Origin of the sequence: Enorma shizhengliae, assembly GCF_009676995.1 — a bacterium.
In the GTDB taxonomy this organism is placed as follows: domain Bacteria; phylum Actinomycetota; class Coriobacteriia; order Coriobacteriales; family Coriobacteriaceae; genus Enorma; species Enorma massiliensis.
The window spans coordinates 313,131-337,725 of record NZ_VTFZ01000001.1 but is presented as its reverse complement, the minus strand read 5'-3'; the positions used below and the strand labels follow the sequence as shown (position 1 = coordinate 337,725).

Genomic DNA, 24,595 nt, shown 5'->3' with positions numbered 1-24,595 from the left:
ACTCGTTGACTACCAACCATATGTGCTGTTCACCGTATGCGAGACGAGGCACATGTCCTTTATCTCAGCCTCTGCCTCACGCGGCAAACGTAACACCGCTGCTTACGAGCGAGCCTTCCCGGCAGAACCGGAAATCTCGATGTAGCGCTTGATAACCTCGATACCGGCCTTCCAGCTGTCCTCGACGAGCGTCGGGTAATCGTAACCGGGGTTCTCGGCAAGCGCCTTCGCGACGAACTCGCGCTGGGCAATCATGTAGTCCGTGCCCACGTTGATCTTGTTGATACCGGCCTCGACGGAGCGACGCATGTTCTCCTCGCCGGCGCCGGACCCGCCGTGAAGCACGAGCGGAGCGCCCGTCCCCGCCTTGATCTTCTCCACGATATCGAAGTGGAACGTGGGAACGTACCCCTCGGGATAGTCGCCATGCGTGGAACCGTACGAAACAGCAAGCGCATCCACGCCGGTCTCCTGGATGAACTTGATTGCCACATCGGGGTTCGTGTACATCTCGTCATCGGTTAGCACCGCCCCGCTCTCGTCGATGCGGCCCATGTTGCCCACCTCGGCCTCAACAGAGGCGCCGTAGGTCTGGGCGAGCTCGACGATGCCGCGCGTCACGCGAGCGTTCTCCTCGGGCGAAAGCGCGCTCGCGTCGCACATGACGCTTGAGAACCCCTCGTGCAGGCAGCGCTTGAGGTGCGCGATATCGTGACCGTGATCGAGGTTGATGGCCACGGGCACACTCGCCGCCTGCGCCATCTTGATGATGGGCTGGGTGATGATATCGCAATCGAAGAACGATTTCACATGATCCTGAAGCAGGTCGATGATGATGGGGGCGTTCATCTCTTCGGCAGCCGTGATGACACCACGCGCCGTCTCGAGGTTGAAGGCGTTGATTGCCATGACGGCATAGCCCTCGGCATTGGCCTTAGCGAGCATGCCCTTCATCGATTCATACATGGAACGGGTCCTTCCTAGACCGTACGAGCATCATGCCGAGTGCGTTCGGCGGATGCGGGCGAACGTTCGAACTCTTCTCGGGTGCTGCGGGTGGTGCCGGGAACAGAAGCCGCACCAAGCGCCGGGAAAACGGCGGCGGAGCCGAAGCCCCGCCGCATGCAAACCTTAGGAGAGGCTGAAGCCGGAGAGGTCAATCTCTTCCTCGGTGTCGTCCTCGGCCATGCCAAGATCGTCAACCTGCTCGGGGGTGAGGCGCTTCTTGATGAGCACCAGGAGCACGGCGGTGACGCAGGAACCCACGAGGAGCGCGACAACGGCCATGAGCGGGTTGGTCATAGCGGGGATCACGAAGACGCCGCCGGAGGGAACCATGGACTCAACACCAGCAGAGAAGCTGATCGCGCCGCACACGCCGCAGCCGATGGAGGTGCAGATCACGGTACGGATGAGGTCGTTCATGGCGATGGGAATGACGCCCTCGGAGATCATGCAGATGCCCATGGGGAAGGCGATCTTGATGTTCTCCTCCTCGGAGTACTTGAAGATCGGCTTCTTGATGGCCTTGGAAAGCAGCCAGCCGAGCGTCACGCCGATGGGCGGGACCATCGCGGCGAGCACCTTGATGCCCTCGGGGCCATAGATGCCGTCGGCCATGAGGCCGTCGCAGATCAGGTTCGGGACCTTGGAGATGGCTCCACCGTAATCCAGGCAGCCGATCCAGCCGATGATGAAGCCGTAGAGGGCCTTCTGGCTCTGGTCAAGACCGGTGATGAAGTTGGTCAGCGCACCGGTGAGCATCGTGATCGGGGTGCCGAGCACGAAGAACATGATGAGACCGCCGAGCGCAGAGGACAGCAGCGGGACGATCATCATGGGCATGAGCGCCTGCGCCCACTTGGGAACCTTGAGATAGGTCTCGATGACGAGCGCGATGTAGCCCACGAGCAGGCCGCCGATGAGGCCGCCGAGGAAGCCGGAGTTCAGGAACGAGGCGATCATGCCCATAAGGAAGCCGGGCGCGATGCCGGGACGGTCGGCAACGGAGTAGGCGATGTAGCCGCCGATGAATGCCGGGATGAGGCCCATGCCCATGCCGCCGAGCGTGGTGAGCGCCGAGGGCACCGTCATCGCGTCGAGTTCGTCGATCGAAGCGATGGTAACGCCACCGGTAAGGTTACCGATAGCGATGAGCAGGCCGGAGGCCACGATGAGCGGAAGCAGGTAGCTAATGGCGGTAAGCACGTGCTTCTTAATCTCGGAGGGAGCGAACTTTCCCTTCAGTTTTCCTGCCATGAGGAAATCCCCCTTTCACACGGGATATAGCCGGTTGACTACTTGCCGATGGACTCGGCAACCTTCTGGATGACCTGCTTGGGGGCCTTCACCACGAGCGAGGTCGGGATCTCGAGCGTGGGCTTGCCCTCGAAGCGGCCCTTCTCGACCTTGATGTCGACAGCCAGGATGACGGCATCGGCCTCGGCGATTTCTTCCGGGGTGAGCGGGTCCTCAACGCCGATGGTGCCCTGCGTCTCCACGTGGATCTCGTGGCCGAGTGCCTGGGCGGCTTTGACGAGCTTCTCCTTTGCCATGTAGGTGTGCGCGATACCAGAGGTACACGCGCAAACGCCGACGAGCTTCATGAGCTCCTCCTTCTCTATCGCCTCTCCCCAATTACCAACCACGGCGTGCGGGCGATAGCGTCGCGCCGTGGATGTTGCAAAGCCACACGCGCTGCCAGCCGGCGATCAGGCTGCGCGCGCTCATTGCCTGCAGTGAATGCGCGGGACCATCCGCAGGGCAGCTTCCTCAGCTGACGAACGGCTGCGCCTGCCTGCTCGGCCCCTAATCGTCGTAGTCGTCCGGGCTCGACTCGAGCAGCGCCAGCATCTCCTGCGGGCTCGTGACCGCATGCAGCTTCTCAACGAAGCTCTCATGCGCGAGCAGCATGGCCACATGCTGGAGCAGCTTAAGATGCACAACGTCGGAATCGCCCTCGGTAACGGCGAACAGGATGACAACCGTAACCGGCTCGTCGTCGAGCGACTCCCACGCAAGCGGGTTCTTCGACGTGCCGATAGCGAGCGCGGTCTCGTTCACACCCGCGGACTTGCCGTGCGGGATGGCGACACCCATACCGATGCCGGTCTGGCCCTCGCCCTCGCGCCACATGACATCCTTGAAGAAGCCCTCACGATCGTTGAGCTTTCCCTGCTCCTCGAACAGGTCGGTCAGAGCGTTGAGCATCTCCTCCTTGGTGTTCACGTCGAGGTCAAGCGCGATGAGCTTCTCGTCGATCACGTTGGAGATGTTGAACCCCTGGGTTCCCTCTGCCATGACATTCCTCCTCCCAAATGTCTTTCTCCCTCGTTGTTTCACAACTATACAATCTTGTGAAACATATTTGTGATTCATGGGGCGTTTTAGGGTGAACGGTAGGTTTTTTCAGGTGAACGGTTTCAGCATTTCTCATTTGATGAAACAGAATTGATTCAGCAGCATTTTATTGACAGCCGTTATTATTCTCTGCTTCGACCTGCACGTATCTGCATAATGCACGCTCGCGGCATGCAAGGGACTTTATGTAAACAAGACTTCTGTTTCATCCCGTTCACACCGAACAGAGCCCCGCTCGCCCAATATCATGCCCTTCTGCGTTTCATCAAACTATAATAGTTGAAACGGCAAGGTTATCTGGCTGAAAGGAGCCCTATGATGGATAAGGTCTTGCTCGGCGCGCTGGAAGCCGGCGGCACCAAGATGGTATGCGCCACGGGCTATGCCGACGGCACCGTCGTCGAGTCCGAGTCGTTCCCCACCACCACCCCGGAGGAAACAACCGCAACGTGCGCTGCTTGGTTCAAGGACAAGGGCATCGCTGCGCTGGGCATTGGCGCGTTCGGCCCCACTGCGGTGAACCCCTCTTCGCCTCGTTACGGCCAGATTCTTGAAACGCCCAAGACCGCGTGGCGCTATTTTGACCTGCTGGGCAATCTGCAGGGACCCCTCGGCATTCCGTGCGGATACGACACCGACGTGAACGTCGCGTGCCTGGGCGAGGTCACCTTCGGCTGCGCGCAGGGGCTTACCGATGTGGTGTACCTCACCATCGGTACGGGCGTGGGCGCCGGCGTTCTCTCGGGCGGGAAGCTCCTCCATGGCATGATGCACCCTGAGGCAGGCCATATCCCGCTGGTTCCTAATCCGGATGACCCCATCGCGGGCGATGGTGCGTGCCCGTACCACAAGAACTGCCTTGAAGGCCTCATCGCCGGCCCGGCAATCGCCAATCGCTGGAATGGCAAGAAGGGCAGCCAGATGGCGGACGATCCGGAAGCCATGGACCTGCTCGCCGGGTACCTGGGGCAGGCGCTCGCCACGTACATCCTCTGCTACTCGCCGCAGCGCATCATCATTGGCGGCGGCGTGGGCGACCACACCCCCATCGTGCAGCTCGCGCGCGCCAAGACGGCCGAGGTGCTCAACAACTACATCGTCACGCCCGAGGTGGCAGACCTCGACACCTATATTGTGAACAACAGCCTTGAGGGCAAGCAGGGCGTTATGGGCTGCCTCGAGCTGGCCCGCCAGGCGCTAGAGGGATAACGCCGCCGGGGCGGTGTCGCGCCGCAACGTGACGCCGCCTTCCCGCTCTCTCCCTATTCATTCTTGGGCAAGATTGTGCCGTTACAGCCACTTATTTCGGCCAAGTTCGACACATTCTTGCCCGAGAATGAAAGACAATCAAACAGCGTACGGCCGCGTGTCCGTACCTGTGCACCCACGCGGGCCCTATAATCAAATTCCACGAGACGCGACGCGCGGTACATCGTACGCATCCAAGAGCCGCGCTAGCGCTCCGGGCGTCATCACGGTACGGTAATCAAAACGAATCACGGCATCACAAACCGCCGTCAGGCGAGATTCGCGCTGGCGCTCATGCATCATGCGCGCCACGGTGTCGCCGTGTTCTCCTGAGAAACGCGTATATTTGTCTTTGCCGTCAAACTCCCACACCAGCTTTGTCCCGTCTTCCAAAATCCACGCGCCGTCGACGTAGAACGTTCTCCACGGCTCCAGAACATCTGGGAACGCCACCTGAAGCTCGGGGACGACGAAGCCCTCTTGGATCATAACGCCGCGCGCGATGGACTCTCCCCCGCTTTGGCTGCGCGCGTCCGCATACGATGCCACGCGCAACGCGCTCCTGACACCTCGCTTGCGACCGCCATATCGTCTCACAAGCTGCACAAGCTCTTCGCTCGATATGTCGAGAAGGCGCAACGCGGCGTCCGCAATGGCCAGTGCCTGAGGAAACGGCGCCGCACATAGGCAGTCGACAACCGTTTGTTCAGGTGAAGTCACGTGGATCCCGTTCACGACGCCGCGCGCAAACGTTGGTATTCCTGGTGTGGCGCGCACGCCGCATCGCACAAATCGGCCCGTCTTCCCAGTATGGGAACCGGGCGACACCGCGAGGTATACATCTTCCAGCAGCTCAAGCGACACGGGCAGGCCAAACACGCATGCCGCGGAAAACGAGGCGAAAATCAATTGTTCATCGTAACGCGCAAGGGATTGGATGATGACGTACGGCTTGCGCCATGATTCCAACCCTGCCCAAAATGCACTGTGCCCAAACAGCTGAGGAAATGGCTCGACCAGCTCGCCCGTATCCACACGTCGGCGAAACGCACGGATTTCTTTTCGCGGCGGACGAAATAGAATCCCGTCCTGCTCCGCCTGTGCGACGTGACGGGCGATTCGCTCCGAAACGCTTGAGCGCACGGCTTTTGCCCCCTAGGTAAACGTAGCCCGCATGCGTAGGCATGCAGACGGTCCATCTTCTTGCTAAAGCGTAGCCCCTCTCTCATTTTTGGGCAAGATTGTACCGTTGCAGGCCTCTGTAGAAGCCGTTAACGGTACATTTTTGCCCAAGAATGAACGGGCGCGGGCAGGCCGTCCGGCGTACGGCCGATGATCGCCTACTCGCTTGCGCGGGCCCCCTTCATGGCGCGAAGCACGGCGGCGCGCAGCTCGGGAATGCGACCCTTGTCCATCTGCGGAACGCCTTCGAGCTTGTAGGGGATGCCGAGCTGCTCGTACTTCACCACCCCCATGGTGTGGTATGGCAGCATCTCGAGACCGACAACGTTATGCCAGGGAGCGATCAGCCGACCGAGCTTTTCACATTCCTCAACCGAATCGGTATAGCCCGGCACCACAACATGCCGGATCACCGTCTTGATGTTGCGGCGAGCAAGCTCGTCGCCAAAGGCGAGGATTCGGTCCATGCTACGTTCCGTGAGCACACGATGGCCCTCGGGATCCGCGTGCTTGATGTCGAGCAACACGAGGTCGGTTGCGCGAAGCAGCGCGTCGAAGCGCTCAGGAGAATCGGGCGTATACGCGTACCCGCAGGTATCAAGACAGGTGTGCACCCTTCCGGCCGGACGGGCGTGGGCCTGGCCGAAGAGGGCGGCCACGAACTCGGGCTGGAGCAGCGGCTCCCCACCAGAAACCGTGATGCCGCCGTTGCGATAAAACTGCCAATTGCTCTCGAACGTGCCCATGACGTGCTCAACAGAGACGGGTGTGCCCGCCTGAAGCGACCAGGTATCGGGGTTGTGGCAGTATGCGCAACGCATAGGGCAGCCCTGGACGAACACTACAAGACGTGTGCCCGGTCCATCGACCGTGCCCATGGTCTCGATGGAATGAACGCGCCCCAACGGGAACTGCGATTGGTCTTCTATCTGCGCCTCGAGCTCAACCTTTGCCACCGCGCCCACGCTCCTTGCTCACGTTGCTTGTCCGCCACCGCTATTGTACGTCCTTCATCTGCGTCCGGCGCACACGGAACAACGGGTGAAGTCAGTGCGGAAGAGAGACGACTTCCCAAGGAAGGGGCGGGGCGGGCGCCGCACAAACAAAAACGGCCCGCGCGCCGCAATCGATGCGGGCACGCGGGCTCGATGAGTCAAAACGACCCCGTCCCAAAATGACTGCATGAACCCCCACAGCAGCAGGGCTATACTGGCAGGCGCGACCACGGAACCAAACGAGCATAGGGAGCAAGCATGGCAATCGAACGCATGGCAATAGTAGGCAAGGGTGCAGTAGGACTGCTCTACGGAAGCATTGCCGCAGCGCATCTCGATGCTGGGGCGGTTACCTATGTAATGGATGATGCACGGTTCGAACGGCATCGACACGACCGTACGCTCATCAATGGCGTGCAATGCGATATCGAAACTTTGCCCGTAAGCGCCTTGTCGGGCGAGCGTCCGTTCGACTTGATCGTGCTCGCCACTAAGGCAACCAGCCTCGACCAAGCGCTCGACACCATGGAAGCCCTGGTAGGCCCGAATACATGCATCATTTCGCTTCTTAACGGCATTCGAAGCGAGCGCATCATAGCCGAGCGATTTGGCTGGCAACATACAGTGCTCAGCGTTGCGCAGGGCATGGACGCCGTGTTTCTACATGGCGAGCTCACCTATACGCATCCGGGCGAGATCCGGTTCGGCGCGGCGGAGGAAACCAATCCAGGCGTCGTCGACAGCATTGCCGCGTTCTTCCGTCGAGCAGGCATCCCCCATACGGTCGAGGCGAATATCGAACATCGCCTATGGACGAAATTCATGCTCAACGTGGGGATAAACCAAACCTGCATGGCATATGGAGGCACCTATGGCACTGCAACCGCACCTGGCGAACAGAATCGCTGCTTCATCGCCGCTATGCGCGAGGCCATGGCCGTAGCACGGGCGGAAGGAATCGAGCTCACCGAGCAGGATCTGGGCGACATGGTGGACCTTATCGCCTCGATTGATCCGGCAGGCATACCCTCGATGGCACAAGACCGTGTCGCGCACCGCCGAACCGAGGTCGAGGAATTCGCTGGGGCCGTCATTCACCTTGCCGAGCAGCACGGCATCCTCGTCCCGCAGAATCGATGGCTCTACGACCGCATTCGCGAGATCGAGACAAACTGGTAGCCAGCGCAGCGGGGAAAAACTAACTGCAGATACAAACCTATCAATCGCGCATCGGGGAGCGAGTCGGGGACCACCCCCGCCGCGGAAACCGCCGTGCCACAAAGGTCGTTTCTCAACGTATTGAGCGAAAATTGGCTATCTTTGTCGATTTTCTGCTCTCGGATGGCGGTCAACGTTCTTACAGAGGCCAAAACAGCTCCTGTGTGGCTCGCTTTTCTTTATAACAAGGCGTTTCGCGCGGAAATGAGCCGGCCTGAGCGTCATCAGAGAGCAGAAAATCGACAAAGTTATCCATTTTTGCTGTTCACATTCAAATTTCTGCGCTCCGCACGCAAAGGGCCGGCTGCGAGGCGCATCTCGCAGCCGGCCCTTAAGCTCAGCTTTGTTGGAATCGCAGGAGCGTTACCGCATTCTAACAGGCAGAACGCGTGAGTTACATCCCCTGGTGGAAGGTACGGGAGATAACCTCGTCCTGCTGCTCCTTGGTGAGGTTGTGGAAGTTCACCGCATAGCCAGACACGCGGATGGTGAGCTGCGGGTACTTCTCGGGATGCTGCTGCGCATCGAGCAGCGTGTCGCGGTTGAACACGTTAACGTTCAGGTGATGGCCACCCTTCTCGGCATACGCGTCGATCATGTTAACGAGGTTGTCGGCCTGCGCCTGGGGGACGTCGGTGACGTTCATGTGCTTCTCCTTTTCGAAGGGGCGCGGCAACCCGTCGCGCCGCCACATTAGGAATCGTTACTAGTATAACGCCAAATTGCTTCTAGTACACTAGCAGTTGGCAATGGGACTGGAAATTTCCCGACCCATTGCCAACGTTGCCGGCGTTGTTAGCACTCGGCGCAGTCCGGGTTCTCGACGGAGATCTCGGCCGTGGAAAAGTCGAGGCTGTCCAGATCGATATCGCCGAAGAACACCTGGTCCTCCTTGCCGAGCGCGCCCGGGATGATGGAGAAGGTGTTGGAGATGCCGTCCTGGGCATCGCGGAACGGCAGCTTGGACACGGAGCTCAGGCTCGCGATGGCGCCGTGCGTATCGCGACGGTGCATGGGGTTCGCGCCCGGGGCGAACGGCACGCCCTTCTTGCGGCCGTCCGGCGTAGCGCCGGTGTTCTTGCCATACACCACGTTGGAGGTAATGGTGAGCACCGAGGTCGTGGGCACGGAGTTGCGGTAGGTGTCGTTCATGCGGATGTACTCCATGAACTGGTGCACCACGTCGTGGGCGATCTTGTCCACGCGGTCGTCGTCGTTGCCGTACTTGGGGAACTCGCCCTCGATCTCGAAGTCCACGATCACGCCCTGCTCGTCGCGAACGGGGTGAACCTTGGCGTACTTGATCGCGGAAAGCGAGTCGGCCACGACGGAAAGGCCGGCGATACCCGTGGCAAACCAGCGGTGCACGTGCTTGTCGTGCAGCGCCATCTGAATGCGCTCGTAGCAGTACTTATCATGCATGTAGTGGATGATGTTCAGCGCGTTCACGTACACGCCGGCGAGCCACTGCATCATGTCGTTGAACTTGCTCACAACGTCGTCGTAGTCGAGCGTGTCGCCCTCGACGGCGCGATACTTCGGGCCGATCTGCTTCTTGGAGATCTCGTCCACGCCGCCGTTGAGCGCGTAGAGCAGGCACTTGGCCAAGTTCGCGCGGGCGCCGAAGAACTGCATCTCCTTGCCGATGCGCATGGAGCTCACGCAGCAGGCGATGGCGTAGTCGTCGCCATGGTACACGCGCATGAGGTCGTCGTTCTCGTACTGGATGGAGCTCGAGGCGATGGAGGTCTTGGCGCAGAACTCCTTGAAGGCCTGCGGCAGACTCTTAGACCACAGCACCGTCAGGTTGGGCTCCGGCGAGGTGCCCATGTTCTCGAGCGTGTGGAGGTAGCGGAACGCCGTCTTGGTGACGAGGGTGCGGCCGTCCACGCCCATGCCGCCGATGGACTCGGTGACCCACTGCGGGTCGCCGGAGAAGAGGTTCTGATACTCGGGGGTACGGGCGAACTTGACCATGCGGAGCTTCATGATGAAGTGATCCACGAACTCCTGAATCTGCTCCTCGGTGAAGGTGCCGCGGGCGAGGTCGCGCTCAGCGTAGATGTCGATGAAGGTCGAGGTGCGGCCCATGGACATGGCGGCGCCGTTCTGCTCCTTCACCGCAGCGAGGTACGCGAAGTACATCCACTGGATGGCCTCCTGCACGTTCTTGGCCGGGCCGGAGATGTCATAGCCGTAGAAGTCGGCCATCATCTTGAGCTCGCCCAAAGCGCGAATCTGCTCCTGCAGCTCCTCGCGGTCGCGGATGTTCTCCTCGGTCATGACCTTGGGCGTGGAGGCCTTCTGGGCCTCCTTGTCCTTGATGAGGTAGTCCACGCCGTAGAGGGCCACACGACGGTAGTCGCCGATGATGCGGCCGCGGCCGTAGCCGTCGGGCAGGCCCGTGATGATGTGCGACGAACGGCAGGCGCGCATCTCGGGGGTGTAGACGTCAAAGACGCCCTGGTTGTGGGTCTTGCGACGGAAGGTGTAGTTCTCCACCACGTCGTCGTCGATCTTGTAGCCGTGCTGCTGGGCCGCCTGCATGGAGATGCGGATACCGCCGTTGACGTGCAGCGCGCGCTTGAGCGGCTTATCGGTCTGCAGACCGACGATGGTCTCGCGCTCGGGGTGCTCGTTGTCGATGTAGCCGGCCGGGTGGCTCACGATGCCCGTGACCACCTTGGTGTCCATGTCGAGGCAGCCGCCCTTCTCGCGCTCCTTGGTAAGGAGACCCATGACGTAGTCCCAGAGGTCCTTGGTGCGCTGGGTGGGACCAGCGAGGAACGACTCATCGCCTTCATAGGGGGTGTAGTTGCGCTGGATAAAGTCGCGGACGTCAACCTCATCGGTCCAGGTGCCGCCCTCGAAGCCTTCCCATGCTTCCTGCATCGTGTAACCACGCTCCTTGTTCGCGCCGGCAGGTGCCGGCTTGCTTACTCGGGACCCGGCGCACACGACGGAGCAACCGTGCACACCGACTGTGGTACGGGCCGGTGCAATTTGACGCTCGCGCCGCATTTTTGACCGTTTACCGAGAACTTATCTGTTTTGAAGAATACCATAGGCACCTGCTGTTAATGGCAGCGATTTGGGATGATATAGCCCCGCGCGCGTGGTTTTTTGCGCATGCATGGGATGCGGCCGAATTGCAGGCCGAGCGGAGGAGCGCGGACCGCCACAGGCGCCCGACCTGGCGGAGCCGACGAGCCACCGCCTTCCCCATGAGATGTGGCTCGCTCGACCGATCGCCGTCCCTCAGCAACAGCCCTCAACAATGACCCTCAGCAACTAATTCTATGCCGATTTACGCATTAAGAAGCTCGATTGAGGCTCTTGATGCGTAAATCGGCATGTAATATTAACGCGCCGCCTCCATGCGGCATCAGATGACCGTTCGCCGCCCACCGCGCTCACCAATCGGCGAACGGTAGTTGACTTGGTTTCAATGTGATATCACAATGGCATCACCACGGAGGTCGACGGGAAGCACGGAACGTCTGCCGGCGAAGGGGCGCCGGCGCGCAGAGCCCGCTCGCTCAGCGTCTCACGGCGCCCGTGGCCGGGGAGTCGCCCCCCCCCCGAGGAATATCAGGGGCAACGCTTTGCCGTCACGCCGGCGGAGCGCTTCGCGAAAGGAACATCCATGAGCGTGGAAAAGAAGATCAAGGCCGCATCTGGCTGGGGCATGCTTGGCGTCATTCTCATCGCCTTCATCGCCATCGTCGCCGTGTTCGTCCTGAGCATCATCGGGCTCGTGAACGCCGACGAGGCCGGCGTGGCGGCAAGCCCTCTCTCGGGCTGGGGCCTGGGGCTCAGCATCACCGCCTTCTGCCTGATCTGGATTCCCGTATCCGGCTTCTTCACCCTGCAGCCCGGGCAGGCGCGCGTGTGCATCCTCTTCGGCGACTACAAGGGCACCGTGCGCGACGAGGGCTTCCGCTGGGCGAACCCGTTCTACAGCCGCAGCATGGGCTCCAACTCTGCCACCGAAGATGCCGTAGCGAGCGCTGTGGGCAAAAGCGGGCTCTCGCTGAGCAAGAGCATCGAGACGGCGGCCAAAGCAGCAAGTGGCCTTTCCACCAAGGTCTCCGTACGCGCCCGCACGCTCAACGGCGACATCCTGAAGGTCAACGACAAGATGGGCAACCCCATCGAAATCGCCAACGTGGTCGTTTGGCACGTGGCCGATACCGCCAAGGCCCTCTTCGACGTGGACAACTACGAGCAGTTCGTGGCAACGCAGGCCGAAACGGCGCTCCGTCACGTAGCGAGCATCTATGCGTACGACCACGCCGAGGACAGCTCGGACTCCATGGATTCCATCACGCTGCGCAGCAATATCGAGGAGGTCTCGACCGCCCTCAAGCACGAGCTCACGCAGCGCCTGGCACCGGCTGGTGTCGCCATCGACGACGCGCGCCTCACGCACCTCGCTTACGCGCCCGAAATCGCCCAGGCGATGCTCCGCCGCCAGCAGGCCGAAGCCGTCATCGCCGCACGCAAGAAAATCGTTGAGGGCGCTGTCACCATGGTCGAAATGGCTGTGGACGAGCTTGGCCAGCACGGTAAGATCGAGCTCGACGAGGAGCGCAAGGCGCAGATGGCGTCGAACCTCATGGTGGTGCTCTGCGGCGAATCCGAAGCGCACCCCATCGTGAACGCAGGATCTCTCTACTAGCCTTCAGGGTCGAACAACGATGGGCCGGGGGAAGCGGTCTCGGTAAAGCAGCCTCCGGCCCAGCCTTCCAAGGCAAACAACATCCGGCCCGCTCTTCCAAGATTGACCGCCACTCGACCCCATTGTTAACTCTCAGCAGCAGGTGACCGCCATGGCGCGCAAACAATATCCCCTTCGCATCGACCCCGCCATATGGGAGGCGGTCCAGCGCTGGGCCGACGATGAGATGCGCAGCGCCAACGGACAAGTCGAGTGGATCTTGCGCGACGCACTCAAGCGCGCCGGCCGCCTGCCAAAAAAGGGCGTCGCCGATACCCCGAAGCCGCCGAAATCCCAATGAGACAGTTGTGCCGGGTTAAACTGTCTCATACATGGCAACAGAGAGACAGTTGTACCCGGCACAACTGTCTCACGACGCCCGGAGCACCAATCTCACCACCACAACAAGGAGATACCATGACCATCCAGAACGCCCCCGAGGCGCCCATTCTCGCTATCGATCATTACCAGAAGCGTTACGGGGAAACCGTAGCGGTGCGCGATATCTCGCTCGCGGTTGAGCCCGGCGATATCTATGGTTTCATCGGCCATAACGGCGCTGGCAAGACTACCCTCATCCGCTCGATCGTGGGCGTGCAGGGCATCGACGGGGGCAGCATCCGCGTGTGCGGCATCGACGTTGCGCGCGACCCCGTGGCAGCAAAGCGCCTCATCGCCTATGTCCCCGACAACCCCGACGTCTACGAATTCATGACGGGAATCCAGTACCTCACCTACCTTGCCGACATCTTCCAGGTGCCGGCTGATGTGCGCACCGAGCGCATCACCGAGCTTGCGGAGCGCCTTGAGCTCATGGGCGCCCTTGGCGATGCGGTGGGAAGCTATTCTCACGGCATGCGTCAAAAGCTCGTGCTCATCGGCGCGCTCCTGCACGAACCCCGGCTCCTCGTGCTCGATGAGCCCTTCGTAGGCCTCGATCCTGTTGCATCCCACGAGCTCAAGCTCATGCTCGGCGAGCTCGCTTCCCGTGGCAGCGCGGTCTTTTTCTCGTCGCACGTACTCGAGGTGGTTGAGAAGCTTTGCAACAAGGTGGCCATCATCCGTGGCGGCGAACTGCTCGCTGCCGGGCCCACCGAGCAGGTGCGCGGCGACGAATCGCTCGAGGCGGTATTCCTCGACCTTGTAGAGGATCCTGAGCATCCGAGCAACGACGGACAGGCTGCCCATCCAACAACCGGTAATGCTCGCTCTAATGGGCGCAGCCACCTCAAGGGGATGAAGTAGATGAACGGTTTCGCGCTGCTCTGCCGCGTGCAAGTCCTCGCACTCGTCAATTCCCTCGCACCCGAGCGCCAGGGATCGAAGAAGCGGTCGCGCACCGCACGCCTCGCCCTGGCCGGCGTGGTGGCAATCGCGCTCGGCGCCTTGATGGCGGCATATGTCGCGCTCATGGGCATGGGGCTCGTTGCCATGGACCTCACCGAGGTCATTCCGGCATTCGCCCTTGTTGTCGGTTCGCTCGCAGGCATTGTGTTCGCCTTCATGAAGGCGCGCGGCACGCTCTTTGGACTCGCCGACTGGGACCATGTGATGTCGCTGCCCATCTCGAGACGCATGGTCGTTGCCTCGCGTTTGGGAACGGTCTTTCTTGCCGCCATCGTGCTGAGCGCCGTGTTTATGGCACCGCTGTTTGTGGTCTACTTTCTGCATGCGCCCGCAAACCCGGTGTCGGTCACATTCGCCGTGCTAAGCATCCCGCTTGCCCCGCTCGCCCCGGTAAGCGCATCCGTGTTCGCCGCATTCGGCGTCACCATGCTCACGGTACGCTTCCGCCATGCCAACCTTGCCTACATAGTTCTTGCGCTCGCGTTTTTCACCCTAATCTTCGTTGGCGCCTATGCGCTCTCTTTTAGCGCGGGCACCGCCAGCGACCCCGCTGCCAAGCTGGCTGCCTTCGGCAGCGTTGCGTCTGCCATGGGCGCGGGCCTTACCGCCCTATATCCACCGGCCGCCTGGGCATGCGAGGGCATCATTTCGAGCAGTGTGCTGCCGTTCGTTGTCTTTGCGGCATTCTCGCTTGGCGCTGCGCTTGCATGCCTGGAAATCATGCAGCGCCTCTACCTTCCCATCAACGGCCTGTTGGCGAGCAAGGGAGGCGCTCGGGATCGCTATACCGCGGAGCGCCTGCGCGAACGCCGCAGCGGGGCATCGCCGTTCCGCGCCATGATAAACAAAGAGTTCCGAACGCTCATCGGCATCCCCTCCTATGCGTTTAACTGCCTGTTCGGCTACATCCTCATGGTCGTCGTCGCTGTTGCGCTTTCGGCAATGGGCATGCGCGAGATCCTGACCTCGGGGGTAGTGGACGGCGTCGAAATCACCGATGAAGCCGTGCGCGCATACGCCAGCCGCCTCGTGGTGCTCATCCCCTGGGTCTACGTGTTTTGCTCCGGCATGTGCCCGAGCGCCGCGTGCTCGGTGTCGCTCGAGGGGCGCGCGGCCTGGATTATGTCGACCGCGCCCGTGCCGCCGCGCACGATCCTGGGCGCGAAGCTCGCCACCAACGCCCTGCCCGTCGCCGTCACCCTTGCAATCAGCGCAGCCGTGCTGCTCATCTCGGGCGAGGCAGGCGTATTGCAGGCCCTCGAGATTATCGTGCTGGGCTTCGGCGTCTTTTACCTGCTTATCAATATCGCCCTGACCATCGACGCCACCTCGCCGAACTTCGTATGGAATACCCCGAACGAAGTGGTTAAGCGCAGCATGCCCATCCTGTTTACCACGCTCGGCGGCATGGCCGCCGCTTTCGGCGGGGGCTTTGCATGCTGGATGCTCATGGATACCCTTGGAGCTGCGGCGGCGGGCGACGCTCTCAACCTCGGGCTGGGCGTCGCCTGCGCCGCAGCGGGGCACCTCGTCTTTAGGAGGCTCTGCCACCGGACGGCTCTCTTTACGCGGTAGGCCAAGCGTACCTGTAGGAAAACCGTACCTGGGAGCTAACCGTCCCTGTAGAAATAGCGCAGGGCGCGGGATTAAGCAAAGATTAGGTTTATTGTCCGCGCCGGGTGGTACAAACCAAATGGCATTCGATACACGACCGTCGGGCGTCCAACATGCCAAAGCAAAACAGACGGCCCGGCAACGCTGAACAGGAGCATATCGCATGCATCGCAAGCATTCATCCTCCCGCACGGGGACCAAGCGCCAAGCAGGCCCCCTTCCCGCCGCCAAGGCCGCCGCGCCGGACACCACCGGGGCAACCAAGCAAGCAGGGCGCGCGAGCGGAAGCGTCATCCGCATGCGCACGCCGCGCAGGCGCTCCGAAGACCAGCGCGCAAATCTACGCCGTTCTTACGAAGCGCTCCTGCGTAAGCTGCGGGCGGGCGATGGCGCGAGCAACACTCACCAGTCTTGGCCCGTGCGACCCTATGCGGCGTCGGTATAAACTGAAATTGCTCCTGCGGCACATGGGTCTGCAGGGTTTCCCCTGATTTCAAACCCTTTCATACAAAGTGGGCGAGCCAAAAACGGGTCCCAAGCGGGCCGAAACGAAGCGAAGGGCACGCTCAACGAAGAACGCGCCCTCCGCTCCAACATCAATGCCTGCAGAATCCTCGGCTGGCGCACAGGCCTTAGTCGTCGCGCCTTTGCGAGCGGCCGGAAACCAGCCACATGGCAACCCCAGCCACCACCCACCCTGCAATAGGAAGCCAAACGCTCGTTACGCTTTGCATAACAGCATCGATAATCATCATCCGGCCCTCCTCTCTGCCATAGATACGGGAGCCAGGCTAATACCCACCTGGCCCGTCGAAAGCCCTCGCGCTTCGCTACAGGCTATGCCGCGCCCTAATCGCGTCGCCCACGATGCCCTTGCTCATGAGGTACGTCACAAAGAAGTAGCCTCCGTACGCCACGACGAATATGACCGCCGTAAGCCCAACCGCACCACCGATAGCAAACCCGCCGAAGAGCTGGACAAGCTTGATAATCACGCTCAGTGCCACGCACGAGTGCGCGATGCCCAGCACGAGCGGGAACACGAAGAACACCGTCTGCTGCGCGAGCACGGAATGCGCGATGTCGCGCCGCTCGGTGCCCAGCTCGGAGAGGATTCGGAAATTCCCGCTCGCGTCGGCCACGCCCGAGAGCTGCTGGATCGTAAGGATCGCGGCGCACGCCACCACGAGCACGAAGCCGATGTAGATGGCGAGGTACGAAATGAGGCCGTTCATGGAATCCACGCTCTCGTACGTCTCGGTGCGCGTGGCCTCCTGCCCCCACAGCGCCACGACCGCGCCGTCGCTATCCGTGAGGTCGCCGTAGCGGCGGTACGCGCGCACATAGGCGTCGCCCTCCTCGGTCGAGACGCCATCGGCGTAGTCGCCCAGGAAGTAACCGTAGTAGAGCGGCAGCCCCGCCTCGTCCACAAGCTCATCGGGCACCACGACGGAGCCGGAGTTCATACCGAACATCGCGTTCTGGAACACACTCGCCTCGTAATCGACCGCATCGGCAGCCGGATAGAGCTCGCGCCCAGCAATATCGATCGTCACGCCCTTCGCCATGGCGGCGTTGTAGACATCGTTCACCGTCGCACCCATGTCGGACGTGATGAGGTAACCGTCCTCACCAAGGTCGATCTCATCGAACCCGCGGAACCGCAGGTAGCGATTGTAGTCGCTCTCCTTCATGATACCGAGCCCAAAGCTCGTCATGTCGGCCGTCTCCGTGCCCGCAGGCAGCGGCATGTCCACCGCTTCGCAGAGGGCATTGAGCGTCACAAGCGGTACGCTCTCCCCCAGCGGCGTGGAGTCGTACACATCAACCTGAACGGAGCGACCGATAATCGATGCCAGGTCGAACGGGCGCGCGTCTGCGCTATCGGGGTCAACAGTATCAAGTGCGCTCGCCTTGAGCACGTCGATTGGCTCGCGCGTCACGGCGTACCGCGTACCCGAGCCGTTCTGCTCGCTCGATGCGTTCAGCTCCGCCGCAGACTGCTCGCCGATATATGTGATGATACGCGAATAATCCGCCGGCGTACCGTGCTCAACGTTCTCGTTCATCACGCCGGCAAGCGACATACCCGTCGTGACCGACGTGATGGCCAGGAACAGGATCATCGCAATCATGGCCATCGAGAAGCTCACGGTGTTCACCTTGGCCGCAAGCTGGCGAAGCGTCACCATGTTGAGGCCGCGCCAATAGAGTCCGCGTGCCGCCTGGAGCGCCTTGAGCAAAAAGCCTGAGAGACCGAAGAAAAACAGAATCGTGCCTACCACGACGGTGACGGTCGTGATGAGGAAGTTCGTCATGCCGTCCGGCGAGCCGTCGTAGGGCAAGCCGTCGTGCAGAAGCCGCGCATAGGCAATGCCGATAGCAGCCGCGCCCACCACGAAGACCACGGCGGAAAGCCACGGGTTGCGCACGTGCACCGTCTCGTTTTTGCGGCTAGCACTCATGAGGTCGATAATCTTCGCCCGCGCCACCACGCGCAGGTTGAAGACGAGCGTCACGAGGAAGATCGCCACCAAGCAGCCCACCGTGAGCATAAAGGCGCTCAGCGAGAAGAAGAAGCGGAAATCAGCGATCTGTGTCTTGAAGATGCTCGCGGTGAAGAACACCATGAGCCACGAGAGTCCGAGGCCGAGTACCACGCCCAGCACGAGCGCGGCAAGCGACACGAAAAGCGTCTCCATGGCCATGATGCGCGCCACCTGCCAGCGGCTCATACCGAGTACCTGGTACAGGCCGAATTCCTTCTTGCGGCGCTTCATGATGAAGTTGTTCGCGTACACCATGAGAAAGCCCATCACGAAGCCCAAAAAGACCGTGAGCCAAGAGATGACACCGCCGAGGGTCTCGCCCATGCCCGCGTTCTGCGCGGTAACGCCCGCGATGTCCACTTGGACGGAGATGGTATTGAACGCGTAGAACACCGTGACGGCCAACGTGAGCGTGAGCAGATAGACGAGGTAGTCCTTGCCCGCACGCCGCACGTTTCCGAGCGCTATCTTACAGAGCATCGGAACCCTCCCCGCCCATCATGGCCACAACCTCCATGATGCGGTCGAAGAACTCCTGGCGCGTGGACCCGCCGCGCCGAAGCTCGGTAAAGATGCGCCCGTCGCGAATGAAGAGCACGCGCTGCGTGTAGCTCGCAGCGAAGCTGTCGTGCGTAACCATGAGCACCGTCGCCCGGTACGTGCGGTTCATGGTCTCGAAGCTCTCGAGCAGAAGCCGCGCATTCTTGGAGTCAAGCGCACCCGTGGGCTCGTCGGCCATGATGATGGCCGGGTTGGTAACCAGGGCGCGCGCCGCGGCAACGCGCTGCTGCTGGCCACCCGAAAGCTGATAGGGGTATTTGTCCAGCGTCTCACGGATGCCGAGACGTCCGGCGACCTCGGTCACGCGAGCGAGCGTCTCTTTGGCAGGCACGCGGCTGATAGTGAGCGGCAGGGCAATGTTCTCTCGTGCGGTAAGCGTATCGAGAAGATTGGAGTCCTGGAAGATGAATCCCAGCTGCTCGCGGCGGAACTTGGTGAGCTGCTGGCTCTTAAGCCTCGTGACGTCTTCACCGTTCACGATCACGCTGCCGCTCGTGACCTTATCGATGGTAGAGACGCAATTGAGCAACGTCGACTTGCCGGATCCCGAGGCGCCCATGATGCCCACGAAGTCGCCCTGGTTGACGGTAAAGGAGACATCGCGCAGCGCATGCGTCACGTTGCTGCGGCTACCATAGATCTTTTCAATATGCTGAACGTCGAGCACGGGGGCACCGGCGACTCCGGCGGCGCCCGCCGCATGGCGCGCTTGCTGGGTAAGTACAGGCATCTTCGTTCCTTTCAGTCATTCTTCCATTATGGGGCATTGGTAGCGGACCTTGCTCCCATGCTGGCGACGGCGCGCCGAGTCGTTGCAACACCGTCGCCAGCCAGGGGGGGGAGATGCTCCGCAAGGCTCAACCGAGCTCCTTCGGCCGCCTCCGCGTGAAACGCTGGCACCTGGTGTCTGCGAACCACACGTGAAACGCCAACACCCGGTGAGCGTGAACCGCTGTTAGCGGGAGACGTTCCACAGGAGCACGATCATGCCAATGGAGAGCGCCGCCATGACCACAAGCCATGCCACCATCTCAACCACCGACATGCCCGCCCTGACCACGGGGTTATGCACCTCATGCGCAGGCTCGACATCATAGGGGCTCGCGTAGGCAAGCTTGCGATCAGTTGCGTTTACGTTCGTGGTTTTCATCGGGACCACCTCCTGATGCTATCCTCGCAGGATGGCCTTCGAGGTGCCATCGATTTGCCTTACAGGCGAATTGCAGTTTTGTAAGGTAGGGTGAAGGAAGGCTTAAGGCTGAGGCTGCACCTGGTTTCGAGGCACGCCGACCCCCCCGCCCCGCCGGCTTTCCGCGCTCACAGTCGTCATGGTAAATCGGCGAGGGCCGCCCAAGATGCGTACAATACGGTGAGAACCAAAGTCAAGCTGGGAGTACGTTGCATGAAAACAGTCCGTGTGGCAGCGGGAATCATCCACGAAGACGGCGACAGCAACCGCGTGCTCGCCGTTCGACGCGGCTACGGAGAGATGTCGGGCCTCTGGGAATTCCCCGGCGGCAAGGTGGAGCGCGGAGAAACGGCCGAAGACGCATGCCGGCGCGAGCTTGCCGAGGAGCTCAACATCCGCGCGACCGACCTCCGCGACATCTACACCGTCGAATACGACTACCCGGATTTTCACCTCTCGATGGAATGCTATTCGTGCCGCATCGAAGAGGGCGAACCCCAGAAGAGCGATCGCCAGCTCGAAATACGCTGGATCGAGCGCCGCTCTCTCGCTACCCTCACATGGATGCCCGCAGATGTAGAGCTCGTCAATACGCTCTCGCGGACCTCAAGCGACGAAGACCTTGCGGCCCTCGCCAAGCGCCGCCACGACAGCCGCCATTCCATGCAGGGAAACAAGCGGCAAAACACTAAGCCCGAGCTGCTCGTGCGCCAGCGACTGCGAGCCGCTGGCCTTACCGGCTATCGCCTTCAGTGGAAGAAGGCTCCAGGCAGGCCGGACATCGCGTTTCCCGGACGCAAAATCGCCATCTTCGTGAACGGATGCTTCTGGCACCGATGCCCGCACTGCAACCCTTCGACTCCCAAGCGCAATACCGAGTTCTGGGAGGCAAAGTTTCGCCGCAACGTCGAGCGAGATGCCCGTGCGATCACCGAGCTGAAAGAACTCGGCTGGACGCCCATCACTATTTGGGAATGCGAACTCAAACGCGACAAAATCGACGAAACCATGTCCCGCGTCATCGCGACCATCAACGAGCATGCGCCAAAAACGCGCAGGTAATTCGCCTGTTTCTGCCGTGCATTCGGCCTCCACGCTTATGTAAGCGATTCTTAGGCATGTCATAAGTAACTGTTTTGCGCTTTGCGGACATAATGGGGCTGTGCATCCAAGAGCAGCACACGGATGCACCCGTACCGGTGGATGAACGAGGAGGCCGTGCATGCATTCTTCCAAAGACGCAGCACGCATGGAACTCAGGGCCTCAACCCGACATGCGAACCCCTATTCCTTCCCCCCGACACCAGGATCCGGCCTCCTCGGCTCCACCACCCGCATGAATGCCCCTAAGTCTTCTTTCATGCCAGTCATTCGATCAGATGCTCGGCGTTCTCCCGACCAATGCGAGAATTTGCACCATAGCTGGCAAGCAGCGCTTCAAAACCTAAGCACCGAGCCACTTGGACACGCAGCAACCCTTCGCGCGTAGCGCATGACCCCCGGCGCTCCGGATGGCTGCAAAAGATATTCCCAAAAGCGGAGCGAGCGCATAGCTAGGCCGTGCGCTCGCTCCGCTTTTGGGAATATCTTTTGAGCTAGCACCACAAGACAGCGAGTAGCCGCCCCTTCCCCGATACCGCTTCACAAAAGAAGGCCCCCGCAGGAGCCTTCTTCAAAACCGAATGCGCCAAGGAGGTGGCCACGGCAACAAGCTCCCGCAGCCCAAGCCTCAGCAACCTACGAGCAATCGCAAACCGAGCAGTCGCGGCCTACATCAGCTCGCATACGCGCTGCGAGAACGCCACCGGGTCCTCAGGCAGAATGCCCTCTACGAGCAGCGCCTGGTCGTAGAGCAGGCCGGCATACAGCGCAATCTTCTCAGAATCGCCCGCATCTTGCGCAGTTGCAAGCTTGGTAAACACCGGGTGCTTTGCATTGAGCTCCAGTACACGCTGGGTCTTAGGCAGGCCCTCGGCCTCGCCCTCGGGACCGCGCTTGAGGACCTTCTCCATCTCAAGCGAAAGCGGGCCTTCAGTCGTGATGCACGCGGGAGCTTCGCCCTCTCCCACCAAACGTGACGAGACGGCAACCTTCTCCACCTTGTCGCCAAGCGCCTCCTTCATCGCATCGAAGAGGTCGCTGTGCTCCTTGGTAGCCTCCTCGGCCTCCTTCTTCTCGTCCTCGCTCGCCAGATCGAGGTCGCCCGTCGCCACATTCTTGAGCTCCAGGTGGCGATCCTCGGTCTCGGGTTCCGCGCCGTCGGCCTGAGCCTTCTCGGCCGCCTCGCGCGCAGCGTCGTCCTCATAGATCTTGGGCATGTCGCGCGCCACGTACTCGCGCATAGCCTGGAAGGTAAACTCGTCAACGTCCTGCGTGCACAGCAGCACGTCGTAGCCGCGTGCGAGCACGCCCGTCACCACGGGCATCTTGCTCAGGCGCTCGCGGTCGTCGCCGGCAGCATAATAGACGGCCTTCTGACCATCGGGCATGGCCTCGGCGTACTCGCGAAGCGTGACCATCTTCTGCTCTTTAGCGCTCCAGAAGAGCAGCAGGTCGCCAAGCTCGTCCGCCTTGCCGCCGTACGTGTTGTAAATACCAAACTTGAGGCCACGACCAAAGTTCTCAAAGAACTTCTCATACGCCTCGCGATCGTTGTCTCGCATGTCGCAGAGGTCATCCGTAATCTTCTTCTCGATGCGCCGCGCGATGGCATGAAGCTGGCGGTCATGCTGCAGGGTCTCGCGGCTGATGTTGAGCGAGACGTCTTCAGAATCCACAACGCCACGAACGAAGTTGTAATAGTCCGGCAGCAGGTCGGCGCACTTCTCCATGATCATGACGTTGGAGCTATAAAGCGCCAGGCCCTTCTCGTAATCCTTGCTGTACAGGTCGAACGGCGCGCGGCCGGGAACGAACAGCAACGCGTCGTACTCGAGCGCACCCTCGGCATGGAAGCTGATGGTGCGCGCCGGGTCCTCGAAGTCGTGGAACGTGCTCTTGTAGAACTCGTTGTAATCCTTCTGCTCCACATCCGAGGCACGCTTTTTCCAGATCGGCGTCATGGAGTTGATAGTCTCGAGCTCCTGATAGTCCTCGTACTCGGGCTGGTAATCGTCGCCTGCATCTTCCGGCTTGGGCTTCTGGCGGCTCTTGGTCACCATCATCTGGATCGGATAGCGCACGTAGTTGCTGTAGCGCGTGATAAGGTCCTTGAGAGCCCATTCGCTCAGATAGCGGTCATAGTTCTCGCCGGGTTCGCCGTCCTTGCCGGGTTCATTGTCGCGGAGCGTGAGGATAACATCGGTGCCGTGGCCCGCGCGCTCGCCCGGCTCGATGGTGTAGCCCTCGAGACCATCTGACTCCCATACGTTCGCCGCATCCTCGCCATACGCGCGGCTCACAACCTGGACGCGCTTGGCCACCATGAACGCAGAGTAAAAACCGACACCAAACTGACCGATGATATCGACAGCGTCGCCTTGGCTCTCGGCGTTCTCGGTCTTGAACTCCTGGCTGCCAGAATGGGCGATGGTACCCAGGTTCTTCTCCAACTCATCGGCCGTCATGCCGATACCATTATCCGAAACGGTAATGGTACGCGCATCGCGGTCAAAACTCACACGGATCGAAAGATCGTCCTGGTCGACCTGCATGCTATCGTCTGTAAGGCTCTTGAAATTGAGTTTGTCGACCGCATCCGACGCGTTGGAGATGAGCTCGCGCAGGAAGATCTCCTTGTTGGTGTAAATCGAGTTGATCATGAGATCGAGGAGCTTCTTGCTCTCTGTTTTGAACTTGCGCATGCGCTGCGTTCCCTTCCTCCCTGTGGATGCTTGTTGAGCGCGCGGCACATACTAAGTAGCAGGTCGCACAGCACTCAACAAACCTAACATGTTGAGACTTAGATTTTATATCCCTATTGTGCTCATATATGCACTGCTCACGTTATTTCCTCGTGATAATTCCAACCCGGATGAAATTATCAAATAATCGAGCCAACAGTCATTTCAAAATATGAAACGGGGGTTATGTAGTTAAACCCTCGAGCTATTCGGCGCCGCGACGATCAATTCCCCCGTACTTTCCGGCCGCAAGCACCCCCTGGATATAATATTTAGCCAACTTTTGCCATCTTTTAACTGCTTTGGCCAATTAGATACGGTTGGTGGAATTCGCGACCTCTTGCAAGGTTCTATAGAAGCGTCGAGCTTCCTTGTATTGAGCATATTTCGCCGCTTACCCTGGGAAAAATCAGCTGGTTGCGCGCAACGGCAACTCCACCAAACCAACCGCGCCTAAAACTTTATCTGGAATTACCACCATTCGTATCTATTTGGCCAAACCCGCCATAATCTATAATCCTTCTCACCAGCGAGGCGCTATTTCCACTTGTCAGGACCCCGACCCTCATTCAGCATCCCCTGTCCGGCCGATCCGTCCTGATGGCCCGAAAAGATCCCGCAATGGTAGTTACCAGCGGACCACATGACTTTCTTCACCTCACTTCCTCATGTGTGAAGGGCATGCTCACAAAAACGCACCGTACGACATACCCGTTTAGTGTTTTGTCAGCTTTACCAGGATTTCGACTGGTTCGTATTTACCAGCTCAC

The 24,595-nt window shown here is 60.5% G+C and carries 21 protein-coding genes; 8 read left to right on the top strand and 13 right to left on the bottom strand.

The annotated features are described in order from the left end of the window. Positions 1-102: 102 nt before the first annotated feature. The 4 genes from GJE22_RS01310 to GJE22_RS01295 form a co-directional block, all read right to left on the bottom strand. Positions 103-966: a class II fructose-bisphosphate aldolase gene (locus GJE22_RS01310; RefSeq protein ID WP_144687283.1), complete on the bottom strand. Its 864-nt coding sequence runs from the start codon at positions 964-966 to the stop codon at positions 103-105. A 165-nt stretch (positions 967-1,131) separates the two neighbouring features. Continuing rightward, the gene (locus tag GJE22_RS01305) at positions 1,132-2,259 is read right to left on the bottom strand and encodes a PTS fructose transporter subunit IIC (RefSeq protein ID WP_144687284.1); all 1,128 of its coding nucleotides are present in this window, start codon (positions 2,257-2,259) and stop codon (positions 1,132-1,134) included. Positions 2,260-2,297: 38 nt separating this feature from the next. After that, on the bottom strand, positions 2,298-2,606 hold the full coding sequence (locus GJE22_RS01300; protein WP_019127604.1) for a PTS fructose transporter subunit IIB: 309 nt from the start codon (positions 2,604-2,606) through the stop codon (positions 2,298-2,300). Between the two features lie 202 nt (positions 2,607-2,808). Next, positions 2,809-3,300 carry a PTS sugar transporter subunit IIA gene (locus tag GJE22_RS01295; RefSeq protein ID WP_019127603.1) on the bottom strand — a complete coding sequence of 164 codons (492 nt, stop codon included), beginning with the start codon at positions 3,298-3,300 and terminating at the stop codon, positions 2,809-2,811. 378 nt (positions 3,301-3,678) lie between these two features. Here GJE22_RS01295 and GJE22_RS01290 point away from each other — a divergent pair, with 378 nt between their 5' ends. After that, a complete protein-coding gene (locus GJE22_RS01290) occupies positions 3,679-4,569 on the top strand; it encodes an ROK family protein (RefSeq protein WP_144687640.1) in 891 nt (296 codons plus the stop codon). Positions 4,570-4,761: 192 nt separating this feature from the next. On the opposite strand, the gene GJE22_RS01285 is transcribed toward GJE22_RS01290, so the two are convergent. Together GJE22_RS01285 and pflA are read right to left on the bottom strand one after the other, a co-directional pair. Further along, positions 4,762-5,751, bottom strand: coding sequence for a hypothetical protein (locus tag GJE22_RS01285; protein WP_144687285.1), 990 nt, complete (start codon positions 5,749-5,751; stop codon positions 4,762-4,764). 197 nt (positions 5,752-5,948) lie between these two features. Further along, positions 5,949-6,746, bottom strand: coding sequence for a pyruvate formate-lyase-activating protein (gene pflA, locus GJE22_RS01280; RefSeq protein ID WP_144687286.1), 798 nt, complete (start codon positions 6,744-6,746; stop codon positions 5,949-5,951). Positions 6,747-7,043: 297 nt separating this feature from the next. Between pflA and GJE22_RS01275 the strand changes: the two genes are divergently transcribed. Further along, on the top strand, positions 7,044-7,964 hold the full coding sequence (locus GJE22_RS01275; protein WP_144687287.1) for a ketopantoate reductase family protein: 921 nt from the start codon (positions 7,044-7,046) through the stop codon (positions 7,962-7,964). A 433-nt stretch (positions 7,965-8,397) separates the two neighbouring features. On the opposite strand, the gene grcA3 is transcribed toward GJE22_RS01275, so the two are convergent. Both grcA3 and pflB read right to left on the bottom strand, forming a co-directional pair. Further along, entirely contained in the window at positions 8,398-8,649 is a 252-nt protein-coding gene (gene grcA3 / locus GJE22_RS01270; RefSeq protein WP_019127598.1) for an autonomous glycyl radical cofactor GrcA3, read from the bottom strand. 149 nt (positions 8,650-8,798) lie between these two features. Continuing rightward, positions 8,799-10,895: a formate C-acetyltransferase gene (pflB, locus tag GJE22_RS01265; RefSeq protein ID WP_144687288.1), complete on the bottom strand. Its 2,097-nt coding sequence runs from the start codon at positions 10,893-10,895 to the stop codon at positions 8,799-8,801. 754 nt (positions 10,896-11,649) lie between these two features. Between pflB and GJE22_RS01260 the strand changes: the two genes are divergently transcribed. From GJE22_RS01260 to GJE22_RS01240, 5 genes are all read left to right on the top strand, one after another. After that, positions 11,650-12,684 (top strand): SPFH domain-containing protein, encoded by a 1,035-nt coding sequence (locus tag GJE22_RS01260; protein WP_087186844.1) that lies wholly within the window; start codon positions 11,650-11,652, stop codon positions 12,682-12,684. A gap of 151 nt (positions 12,685-12,835) precedes the next feature. Further along, positions 12,836-13,024, top strand: a complete 189-nt coding sequence (locus tag GJE22_RS01255) for an Arc family DNA binding domain-containing protein (protein WP_144687289.1) — start codon at positions 12,836-12,838, stop codon at positions 13,022-13,024. Positions 13,025-13,140: 116 nt separating this feature from the next. Next, positions 13,141-13,968, top strand: coding sequence for an ABC transporter ATP-binding protein (locus tag GJE22_RS01250; RefSeq protein WP_144687290.1), 828 nt, complete (start codon positions 13,141-13,143; stop codon positions 13,966-13,968). After that, positions 13,969-15,645 carry a hypothetical protein gene (locus GJE22_RS01245; RefSeq protein ID WP_144687291.1) on the top strand — a complete coding sequence of 559 codons (1,677 nt, stop codon included), beginning with the start codon at positions 13,969-13,971 and terminating at the stop codon, positions 15,643-15,645. A gap of 202 nt (positions 15,646-15,847) precedes the next feature. Then, positions 15,848-16,129: a hypothetical protein gene (locus GJE22_RS01240; protein WP_144687292.1), complete on the top strand. Its 282-nt coding sequence runs from the start codon at positions 15,848-15,850 to the stop codon at positions 16,127-16,129. Positions 16,130-16,316: 187 nt separating this feature from the next. Here the strand turns inward: GJE22_RS01240 and GJE22_RS10145 are convergent, their stop codons facing one another. The 4 genes from GJE22_RS10145 to GJE22_RS01225 form a co-directional block, all read right to left on the bottom strand. Continuing rightward, on the bottom strand, positions 16,317-16,439 hold the full coding sequence (locus GJE22_RS10145) for a hypothetical protein (RefSeq protein ID WP_019127590.1): 123 nt from the start codon (positions 16,437-16,439) through the stop codon (positions 16,317-16,319). A 75-nt stretch (positions 16,440-16,514) separates the two neighbouring features. Next, complete coding sequence (locus GJE22_RS01235) at positions 16,515-18,713, bottom strand: FtsX-like permease family protein (protein WP_144687293.1); 2,199 nt, start codon at positions 18,711-18,713, stop codon at positions 16,515-16,517. Then, the gene (locus GJE22_RS01230; protein WP_019127588.1) at positions 18,703-19,524 is read right to left on the bottom strand and encodes an ABC transporter ATP-binding protein; all 822 of its coding nucleotides are present in this window, start codon (positions 19,522-19,524) and stop codon (positions 18,703-18,705) included. The genes GJE22_RS01235 and GJE22_RS01230 overlap by 11 nt, the downstream gene beginning before the upstream one ends. 225 nt (positions 19,525-19,749) lie before the next feature. Further along, a complete protein-coding gene (locus GJE22_RS01225) occupies positions 19,750-19,944 on the bottom strand; it encodes a hypothetical protein (RefSeq protein WP_144687294.1) in 195 nt (64 codons plus the stop codon). Between the two features lie 252 nt (positions 19,945-20,196). Between GJE22_RS01225 and vsr the strand changes: the two genes are divergently transcribed. After that, entirely contained in the window at positions 20,197-21,045 is an 849-nt protein-coding gene (gene vsr, locus GJE22_RS01220) for a DNA mismatch endonuclease Vsr (RefSeq protein WP_144687295.1), read from the top strand. 707 nt (positions 21,046-21,752) lie between these two features. On the opposite strand, the gene htpG is transcribed toward vsr, so the two are convergent. Next, complete coding sequence (htpG, locus tag GJE22_RS01215) at positions 21,753-23,786, bottom strand: molecular chaperone HtpG (RefSeq protein WP_144687296.1); 2,034 nt, start codon at positions 23,784-23,786, stop codon at positions 21,753-21,755. Between the last annotated feature and the right edge of the window lie 809 nt (positions 23,787-24,595).